The organism is Aeromicrobium sp. (genome assembly GCF_036675695.1).
GTDB lineage: Bacteria > Actinomycetota > Actinomycetes > Propionibacteriales > Nocardioidaceae > Aeromicrobium.
The window spans coordinates 1-9,228 of sequence record NZ_JAKFEL010000179.1; the positions used below are offsets into that span (position 1 = coordinate 1).

A 9,228-nucleotide genomic window follows, 5' to 3' on the forward strand; every position below is an offset into this window, starting at 1 on the left:
CGGCCATCAGACGGCTTCAGGATGTTGTTGGTCGACAGCATCAGCACGCGGGCTTCAGCCTGTGCCTCCGCGCTCAGCGGAAGGTGCACAGCCATCTGGTCACCATCGAAGTCGGCGTTGAAGGCCGAGCAGACGAGCGGGTGGATCTGGATGGCCTTGCCCTCGATGAGCTGAGGCTCGAATGCCTGGATGCCCAGTCGGTGCAGCGTGGGTGCGCGGTTGAGCAGCACCGGGTGCTCCGTGATGACCTCTTCGAGGACATCCCAGACGACAGGACGGGCACGCTCGACCATGCGCTTGGCGCTCTTGATGTTCTGCGCGTGGTTGAGGTCAACCAGACGCTTCATCACGAACGGCTTGAACAGCTCGAGTGCCATCTGCTTGGGCAGACCACACTGGTGCAGCTTGAGCTGCGGGCCGACGATGATGACCGAACGTCCGGAGTAGTCGACGCGCTTGCCGAGGAGGTTCTGACGGAAGCGACCCTGCTTGCCCTTGAGCATGTCGGAGATCGACTTCAGCGGACGGTTGCCCGGTCCCGTGACCGGACGGCCACGACGGCCGTTGTCGAACAGCGAGTCGACAGCTTCCTGCAGCATGCGCTTCTCGTTGTTGACGATGATCTCCGGAGCACCGAGATCAAGCAGACGCTTGAGGCGGTTGTTGCGGTTGATCACGCGACGGTAGAGGTCGTTCAGGTCGCTGGTGGCGAAACGTCCACCATCGAGCTGGACCATCGGACGAAGCTCCGGCGGGATCACCGGAACAGCGTCGAGAACCATGCCCGAGGGGTGGTTGTTGCTGCCGAGGAACGCCGAGACGACCTTGAGGCGCTTGAGGGCGCGGGTCTTCTTCTGGCCCTTGCCGGTGGCGATGATCTCGCGCAGCGACTCAGCCTCTGCGTCGAGATCGAAGTCCTGGAGACGCTTCTGGATCGCCGTGGCGCCCATGTAGCCCTCGAAGTACTTGCCGAAGCGGTAGGTCATCTCGCGGTAGAGCAGCTCGTCACCCTCGAGGTCTTGGACCTTGAGGGACTTGAAGCGGTTCCAGACCTCGTCGAGACGATCGATCTCGCGCTGCGTACGGTCGCGACGCTGCTTGGCCTCGCGCTCGGCAGCATCCTTGACCTTGCGCTTTGCGTCAGCCTTGGCGCCTTCGTCCTCGAGTGCCTTGAGGTCCTCTTCGAGCTTCTGCATACGCTCGTTGACCTCGTTGTCACGACGGCTCTCGAGCTGCTTGCGCTCGAGGTCGATCTTGGTCTCGAGGCTCGACAGGTCCTTGTGACGAGCATCCTCGTCGACCTTGGTGATCATGTAGGCCGCGAAGTAGATGACCTTCTCGAGGTCCTTCGGAGCCAGATCGAGGAGGTAGCCCAGACGGCTGGGAACACCCTTGAAGTACCAGATGTGCGTGACCGGTGCGGCCAGCTCAATGTGGCCCATGCGCTCACGACGGACCTTCGAGCGGGTCACCTCAACGCCACAGCGCTCACAGATGATGCCCTTGAAGCGCACGCGCTTGTACTTGCCGCAGTAGCACTCCCAGTCCCGGGTGGGGCCGAAGATCTTCTCGCAGAAGAGTCCGTCACGCTCAGGCTTGAGCGTGCGGTAGTTGATCGTCTCGGGCTTCTTGACCTCGCCGAACGACCATCCGCGGATGTCGTCGGCGGTCGCAAGACCGATCCGGATTTGATCGAAGAAGTTCACGTCAAGCACGTTGGTCTTCTTTCCTTACTGTTCTTTGAATTCGTGGGCGTCGGGGAGTCTGAGCGAGTGCTCAGACTTCCTCGACGCTGCTGGGCTCACGGCGGGACAGGTCGATGCCGAGTTCTTCGGCGGCGCGGAAGAGATCCTCTTCTGCGTCGCGCATCTCGACGGGCGAACCGTCACTGGAAAGCACCTCTACGTTGAGACACAGGGACTGCATCTCCTTGACGAGAACCTTGAAGGATTCGGGGATACCCGGCTCCGGTACGTTCTCGCCCTTGACGATCGCTTCGTACACCTTGACGCGGCCGAGGATGTCATCCGACTTGATCGTCAGAAGCTCCTGCAGTGCGTATGCGGCGCCGTACGCCTCGAGTGCCCACACTTCCATCTCACCGAAGCGCTGGCCACCGAACTGGGCCTTACCGCCGAGCGGCTGCTGGGTGATCATCGAGTAGGGACCCGTGGAGCGTGCGTGGATCTTGTCGTCGACGAGGTGGTGCAGCTTCAGGAGGTACATGTAGCCGACCGAGACGGGATCGGGGAACTGCTCGCCGGTACGACCGTCGAACAGCATCGCCTTGCCGTCACGCTTGACCATGCGCTCGCCGTCACGGTTGGGCAGGGTCGAGGCCAGGAGTCCCTGGATCTCGTCCTCGCGCGCACCGTCGAAGACCGGAGTGGCGATGTTGGTCGCCGGCTCAGCCTTGTCAGCACCGATCTTGCGAAGGGTCTCTGCCCACTCGTCCTTCTCGTCGTCCGGAATCTGCCAGCCGGTCTTGGCGACCCAACCGAGGTGGGTCTCCAGCACCTGACCGACGTTCATTCGACCAGGAACACCGAGCGGGTTGAGCACGATGTCGACGGGAGTGCCGTCCTCGAGGAACGGCATGTCCTCGACGGGCAGGATCTTGGAGATGACGCCCTTGTTGCCGTGACGGCCAGCAAGCTTGTCACCGTTGGAGATCTTGCGCTTCTGAGCGACGTAGACACGTACGAGCTGGTTGACGCCCGGTGAGAGCTCGTCGCCCTCGGCCGAGTCGAACACTCGCACGCCAATGACCGTGCCGGACTCGCCGTGCGGAACCTTCAGCGAGGTGTCGCGCACTTCGCGCGCCTTCTCACCGAAGATGGCGCGCAGCAGGCGCTCCTCGGGGGTCAGCTCGGTCTCGCCCTTGGGCGTGACCTTGCCGACGAGGATGTCGCCGTTGCCGACTTCAGCACCGATGCGGATGATGCCGCGCTCGTCGAGGTCAGCGAGCATCTCCTCGGAGACGTTCGGGATGTCCCGAGTGATCTCCTCAGGGCCGAGCTTGGTGTCACGGGCATCGACCTCGTGCTCCTCGATGTGAATCGAGGTGAGCAGGTCGTCCTGGACAACACGCTGCGACAGGATGATCGCGTCTTCGTAGTTGTGTCCCTGCCAAGGCATGAACGCAACCAGGAGGTTGGTGCCGAGCGCCATCTCGCCCTCGTCGGTGCAGGGACCGTCGGCGAGCGGAGTGCCCACGACGACCTTCTGACCTTCGACGACCAGCGGGCGCTGGTTGGTGCAGGTGCCCTGGTTGGAGCGCTTGAACTTCGACAGGCGGTAGGTGAAGTCCGAACCGTCGTCCTGGGTGATCTCGATCGCGTCGGCCGAGACCTCCTTGACGACTCCCGAAGCCTTGGCGACGGTGACGTCTCCGGCGTCGACGGCGGCACGGAACTCCATGCCGGTGCCGACGAGAGGCGCATCGTTGCGGATCAACGGGACGGCCTGACGCTGCATGTTGGACCCCATGAGGGCACGGTTTGCATCGTCGTGCTCGAGGAACGGGATCAGCGCGGTGGCGACTGACACCATCTGGCGAGGCGAGACGTCCATGTAGTCGACGTCAGCGGCGGGGCGAAGCTCGGCCTCGCCACCCTTCTGACGAACCAGGACCATGTCTTCGGCGAAGTTGCTCTTCTCGTCGAGCAGCGAGTTGGCCTGCGCGATGATGAAGCGGTCTTCGTCCGTTGCAGTCAAGTAGTCGATCTGCGTCGTGACCTTGTTCTTGACGACCTTGCGGTAAGGCGTCTCGACGAAGCCGAACGAGTTGATGCGACCGTACGAAGCGAGCGAGCCGATCAGACCAATGTTGGGGCCTTCAGGCGTCTCGATCGGGCACATACGACCGTAGTGCGACGGGTGGACGTCACGGACTTCGTAGCCTGCACGCTCACGTGACAGACCGCCCGGTCCGAGGGCCGACAGACGACGCTTGTGCGTCAGGCCCGCGAGCGGGTTGTTCTGGTCCATGAACTGCGACAGCTGCGACGTTCCGAAGAACTCCTTGAGCGCAGCAACCACGGGGCGGATGTTGATCAGGGTCTGCGGCGTGATGGCCTCGACATCCTGAGTCGTCATGCGCTCACGTACGACGCGCTCCATACGCGCAAGACCGGTGCGGAGCTGGTTCTGGATCAGCTCGCCCACGGTGCGCATACGGCGGTTGCCGAAGTGGTCGATGTCGTCGGCTTCAACGATGGTCTTGCCGGCCGGGGTGTCCAGCTCGGAGTCGCCATTGTGCAGAGCAACGATGTACTTGATCGTCGAGACGATGTCGTCGATCGTCAGCGTCTGCTGATCGAAGGCTTCGTCAGCGCCGAGCTTCTTGTTGATCTTGTAGCGACCGACCTTGGCCGTGTCGTAGCGCTTGGCGTTGAAGTAGTAGTTGTCCAGCAACGTCTGCGCAGCTTCGCGGCTCGGCGGTTCGCCCGGACGCAGCTTGCGGTAGATGTCGAGGAGCGCCTCGTCCTGAGTGGTGGTGTTGTCCTTCTCCAGCGTCAGGCGGATCGACTCGTACTGGCCGAACTCTTCAAGGATCTGAGCCTCGGTCCAACCGAGCGCCTTGAGCAGGACAGTGACGCTCTGCTTGCGCTTGCGGTCGAGACGGACGCCGACCATGTCGCGCTTGTCGATCTCGAACTCGAGCCACGCACCACGCGAAGGGATGACCTTGGCGGTGTAGATGTCCTTGTCCGACGTCTTGTCGGGCGTGCGCTCGAAGTAGACACCCGGCGAGCGGACGAGCTGGGACACGACGACACGCTCGGTGCCGTTGATGATGAAGGTGCCCTTGTCGGTCATCAGCGGGAAGTCGCCCATGAACACGGTCTGGCTCTTGATCTCGCCAGTCTCGTTGTTCATGAACTCCGCGGTGACGAACAACGGAGCGGCGTACGTGACGTCGCGATCCTTGCAGTCCTCGACGGAGTACTTGGGGGGCTCGAAGCGGTGATCGCGGAACGAGAGGCTCATCGTCTCGGAGAAGTCCTCGATCGGGGAGATCTCTTCGAAGATCTCCTCGAGACCGGACTTGGTCGAGACATCAGTGCGACCGGCGGCGAGCGCTTGCTCGACTCCGGTCTTCCAGGAGTCATCGCCAATCAGCCATGCAAAACTGTCGGTCTGCAGAGCCAGGAGCTCTGGGACCTCGAGAGGTTCTGCAATTTTGGCGAATGAGATGCGGCGGGGCTGAACAGGTGCTGTGGTGCGCGAGGCGGCCAAGAGGGGTCCTTCCAAGGGCTCGCAGGCGGGTGGCTCAGTGAGGGGTGCTCCGCGCACGCCAATCGACCCCGGTCAAGGGGCGCCTTCCAACCAGCATTTGAAGGAGGGCATAGCGAGGCGAACGCGAAAGTTCATAGTAACCCTCTCGACACCCCGAAAGCAAGGCCGGGTCTTGACAATCGCCAATTGGTAGGGGACGCTATTTGGCTTTTAGCCACGAAGATTTGGCTTTTCCGTTGCATTTGGAGCGTGTACGTGCTCCGGATGACCGCTCAGACAGCGCGTATATCGTCGACGAGCCAGACTCCGTCGCGGTGCACCATCTTCAAAGTGATCCGATTGCCGATCACATCTGGCTCCTTGGAGCCGTCGATCAAGCGAGCCTGGTCGAGGAAGACCAGAACATTGACAGTGCCCGGTGAGCACTCGTCACCACAGCTCAGCGCGGCGGCATTGCGACCGACGGCCTCCACCTGCACACGGCGCTGTGGTGCGATGTCGTCGAGCGCCGGCGCGATCTTCTCGAAATCCTTGGCAAACTTCGATGTCATGAGCTTCTTGGAGTCTGCGAGGTGCTCATCGAGCTTGTCGTACTGGTAGGAGAAGATCGTCTCGGCTGCGGCACTCGCGGCTGCTGAAGCTGCACGCTCCGTCGAGGCGCGGTCTCCGTCGTTGTTCCTGATGTCCTGGACGCCGTCCACGGCGAGCAAGACGCCGACTATCAGCGCGGCAACTGCCGCTGCAATCGACGGGATGAGCCACTTCAGATCGCGACGCGATGGCCCACCTCCGTCTCCGCGGACGGCCTCAACCTTGGGCTCGCGTGACTTGGAGATGATCGATGCGCCGCTTGCCAGCGGCGGAACGGGAGGAGCAACCTTCTTGGCCGGCGTCGCGACCTTCTTGACTGGAGCAGCTTTCACCGCGGCTTTCTTGGCAGGCGCCTTCTTCGCAGGAGTCTTCTTCGCGGCCGGGTTGCCCTCGCCTGCGATACGCCGGCGGTTGATGGGCCCGTTGGAGTCGCTCATCAGCCATCCCCCTCTTCCGTCGTGGTCGGGGTCGGCTCCGGAGCGGTGGCACTCGGATCTCCGGCAGTCGCCGTCACGGCGGCCACACTCTCGAAGTTGGACACCAGCCATTCCTCGCCGCTCTTGGTGAACGAGACCTTCCACCTGAAGTGGCGCACGACAGCGGCCTTGTTGTCGGTGTTGGAGATTGTCGCGTCCACGGCGACGATCGCCTCGGCCGAGTCCTCGTCGATGCTCTCGATTGCTACACCGCGCACCTTCGCCTCGCCACTCTTCTGCTTCTTGTCCTTCAGCGCTTCAAAGACGGCGTTGGTGACCTGGACGAACTGTTCGTCATACTTCGGTGTCAGCAGACCCTTGAGACGCTTCTGGTAGTCGTCAAGCTCTGCCACGTTGTACGTGTTGTAGGCCGTCGCGAAGTCGTTGGCGCGTGAGATCACGAGCTCGCGGTCAGCGCCACCGTACGTGTCATCGTCGCCCATGAACTTGGGCAGGAACGCTCCGAGCAGGCCGAGCACGAGGCCGATCGCCGTGAGAACGGCGAGAATTCGGGCGACTCGCGGGCGGCTCGACCAAGAGGTCTCTTGCCCAGAAAGATCATGGAGTGGGTTCAGCGTGTTGCTGGTCCGAACAGGAGCCACTTCCAGGAGTCCTTTCCTGATGCCGTGGGGCCTTCAGCCGCATAGGAACCTGAATCGCTGACGGCCGAACGGTTGAGGACAGTCTTTGAAGCCTGTCGCGCAATGTGATTGGGATCGACCTTACAGTCCAGGTTGGTATCGAACTCTCGGTCACTGATGATGGCTTCCTCGCGGCGCTGGCGATAGCCGGACGCTTCTCCGCCGTTCTCGACGAAGCTGCACGGCGCGGTCATGTCGGTCATCTGCAATCCAAATGCTGCGTTGTAGACCGTCTTGCCGCCCTCCTGCTTCGGGAAGAGCACCGAGAACGAGCCCTCCACCAAGTAGGGATAGAGGATGAAGATCGCCTGGAGGCCGAGCACGTTCTCCGAGAGCGGGCGGTTGGCCGTGACCAGGTCGTTGACGGCCTTGCCCAACGTCTCGGAGTTCTCGTCGACCACCTTCCGGAGGTTCGTCGCGCTGACACTGCCCTTGTCGAGCAGGCGACGCAGGTCTGGGTCTGCCTCGACAAAGCTGTCGGAGAACAGCCGCAGGTTCCTCGAGAACGTCTTGAGCGCATCCTGCTTGTCGATCTGCGTCTGCAGAACGGTGCCTGAGCCCTGGATCAGGGACCTCGTCACGTCGATGTTGTCGTCAGCTTCCTTGATGAATGCCGATGACGTGTCGAGGATCGTGGCCAGATCCGGGCCGGTGCTCTCGAACGCCTGACCGAGCTCGTCAACGACAGTCCGCAGGTCGTCGGTGTTGATCGACTGCACGAGGTTGTTGGTATCCACCAGCAGCGTGGTGGTGTCGATGGGAATTCGCGTGTTCTTGACCGAGATGGCCGAACCCTTGGCCAGATAAGGCCCGGAGCTACCGCGCGGCTGGAGATCGACGAACTGCTCGCCGATCGCCGACTTGTTGGCCACGATGACAAGGACGTCTGAAGGAATCTTCGGAGCGTCGTTCTCGATGTCGAGAGTCGCTTGTACGCCGTTGTCCTTGAACTCGAGCTTGCCAACCTTGCCGACGGGGATGCCACGGTAGGTCACCTGGGCTCCAGCGAAGATTCCGCCCGAGTCTGTGAACTGGGCCGTGACCGGGAAGCTGCGATCTATGAAGAGCCGGTCGATCTGGGCGTACCGACCGCCTACGAATGCGCCGCCGAGCAGCGTGACGATCGCGAAGATGACGAGCTGGATCTTGGTCAGTCTGGAGATCATGACGTCACCACCGATCCGATCAGGAGCTGCGCAAGCTTGCTGTCATGGGACGACGCGACGGGGGCTCGGCACTGCCCAAGCAGCGAGCAGAAGCTGGGCAGCTCAAGACCGCCTGATGTCGTGTCAGAGCCAGACGATGAGTCAGCCGACGGGGTTACCTGCGGCAGACCTGGAATTTCGGGAATGTCAACGCCGCCCGGTACGAGGCCGGTGACGAGGTTGACCAGGTCCTGGAGCGGCTGCGTCGCGGAAGGTTCCGGAGGCTGCGGGGCAAAGCCGTTGAGGATGTTGGCCACCTGTTCGGCGCTGATGTCGAGGCCGAGCGAGAGGTTGGCGAAGTCGCCGAAGCAGGCGCCTTCCTTGACGCCGCCGTCGATGCACTTGCCCGATGCGACGGCGTAGGTGTTGCCGACGAATCCATCGGAGAACGGGAAGCTCAGCAGTGCCTTTGTGGCGTATGCGAGGTCGTCTTCGGCCTTGGCGAGATTGGTCAGTGTCGGCACGAGTGCCTTGAAGTCGGCGACCGCGTCGTCCTTCGAGCGGCGGATCACATCTGTCGCGACGTCACCCAGGCGCGCCAGCGACTCGAGGAGCTTGACGAGATCGTCGCGCTGCCCGTTGATGACCGTCAAAGCCTCAGGCAGGTCATCCAGCGCACCGGTGATCGCGGCCTTCTGCTTGTTCGTCTCCACAGCAAGGTTGTTGACCTTCTCGAGCGACGTCAGCAGCGCGGCCTTGTTGTTGTCCAGCTGCGTCAAGAACTGCGAGGTCGAGTCGATGAGCTCCTTGACCTCGGGCTCATTGCCGCCCAGCGCAAGGTTGAGCTCCTTGACGATCGTGTTGGTCTTCTCGATACCGCCGCCGTTGAAGAGCAGTGAGGCAGCGCCGAGCACCTCTTCGATCTCGGGGTTACGTCCGGCGCGATCGAGCGGGATCACGTCACCGTCGTTCAACGTGCCGGATGCGCCTGTCTTTGGTGCAGCCAGCGAAACGAACTTCTCGCCGAGCAGGCTGGTCTGGCGAATGGTCGCTTCGGCGTTGTCAGGCAGCTTGGTGTCCTTGTTGACCTTGACGGTCACCAATGCGGTCCAGCCATTGAGCTTGATGTCGGTC

General features: G+C 62.2%; 5 protein-coding genes and 1 pseudogene. All 6 read right to left on the reverse strand.

All coding sequences use genetic code 11. The features are described 5' to 3' along the window. Window positions 1-1,715: pseudogene (locus tag V6M39_RS11905) on the reverse strand (DNA-directed RNA polymerase subunit beta'); the annotation flags it as partial. A 61-nt stretch (window positions 1,716-1,776) separates the two neighbouring features. Continuing rightward, entirely contained in the window at window positions 1,777-5,241 is a 3,465-nt protein-coding gene (rpoB, locus tag V6M39_RS11910; protein ID WP_332644037.1) for a DNA-directed RNA polymerase subunit beta, read from the reverse strand. A 272-nt stretch (window positions 5,242-5,513) separates the two neighbouring features. Then, on the reverse strand, window positions 5,514-6,269 hold the full coding sequence (locus V6M39_RS11915) for a hypothetical protein (RefSeq protein ID WP_332644038.1): 756 nt from the start codon (window positions 6,267-6,269) through the stop codon (window positions 5,514-5,516). Next, on the reverse strand, window positions 6,269-6,910 hold the full coding sequence (locus V6M39_RS11920; RefSeq protein WP_332644039.1) for a hypothetical protein: 642 nt from the start codon (window positions 6,908-6,910) through the stop codon (window positions 6,269-6,271). The genes V6M39_RS11915 and V6M39_RS11920 overlap by 1 nt, the downstream gene beginning before the upstream one ends. After that, on the reverse strand, window positions 6,880-8,115 hold the full coding sequence (locus tag V6M39_RS11925; RefSeq protein WP_332644040.1) for an MlaD family protein: 1,236 nt from the start codon (window positions 8,113-8,115) through the stop codon (window positions 6,880-6,882). Before V6M39_RS11925 ends, V6M39_RS11920 begins: the two co-directional genes overlap by 31 nt. Further along, the coding region (locus V6M39_RS11930; protein ID WP_332644041.1) for an MCE family protein at window positions 8,112-9,228 on the reverse strand (1,117 nt) is incomplete at its 5' end. The genes V6M39_RS11930 and V6M39_RS11925, both read right to left, overlap by 4 nt.

What these genes read in the sequence shown, in the direction of transcription:
- V6M39_RS11915 (WP_332644038.1), bottom strand. Translation starts at nt 6,269, where the DNA reads ATGAGCGACTCCAACGGGCCCATCAACCGCCGGCGTATCGCAGGCGAG.
- V6M39_RS11925 (WP_332644040.1), bottom strand. Translation starts at nt 8,115, where the DNA reads ATGATCTCCAGACTGACCAAGATCCAGCTCGTCATCTTCGCGATCGTC.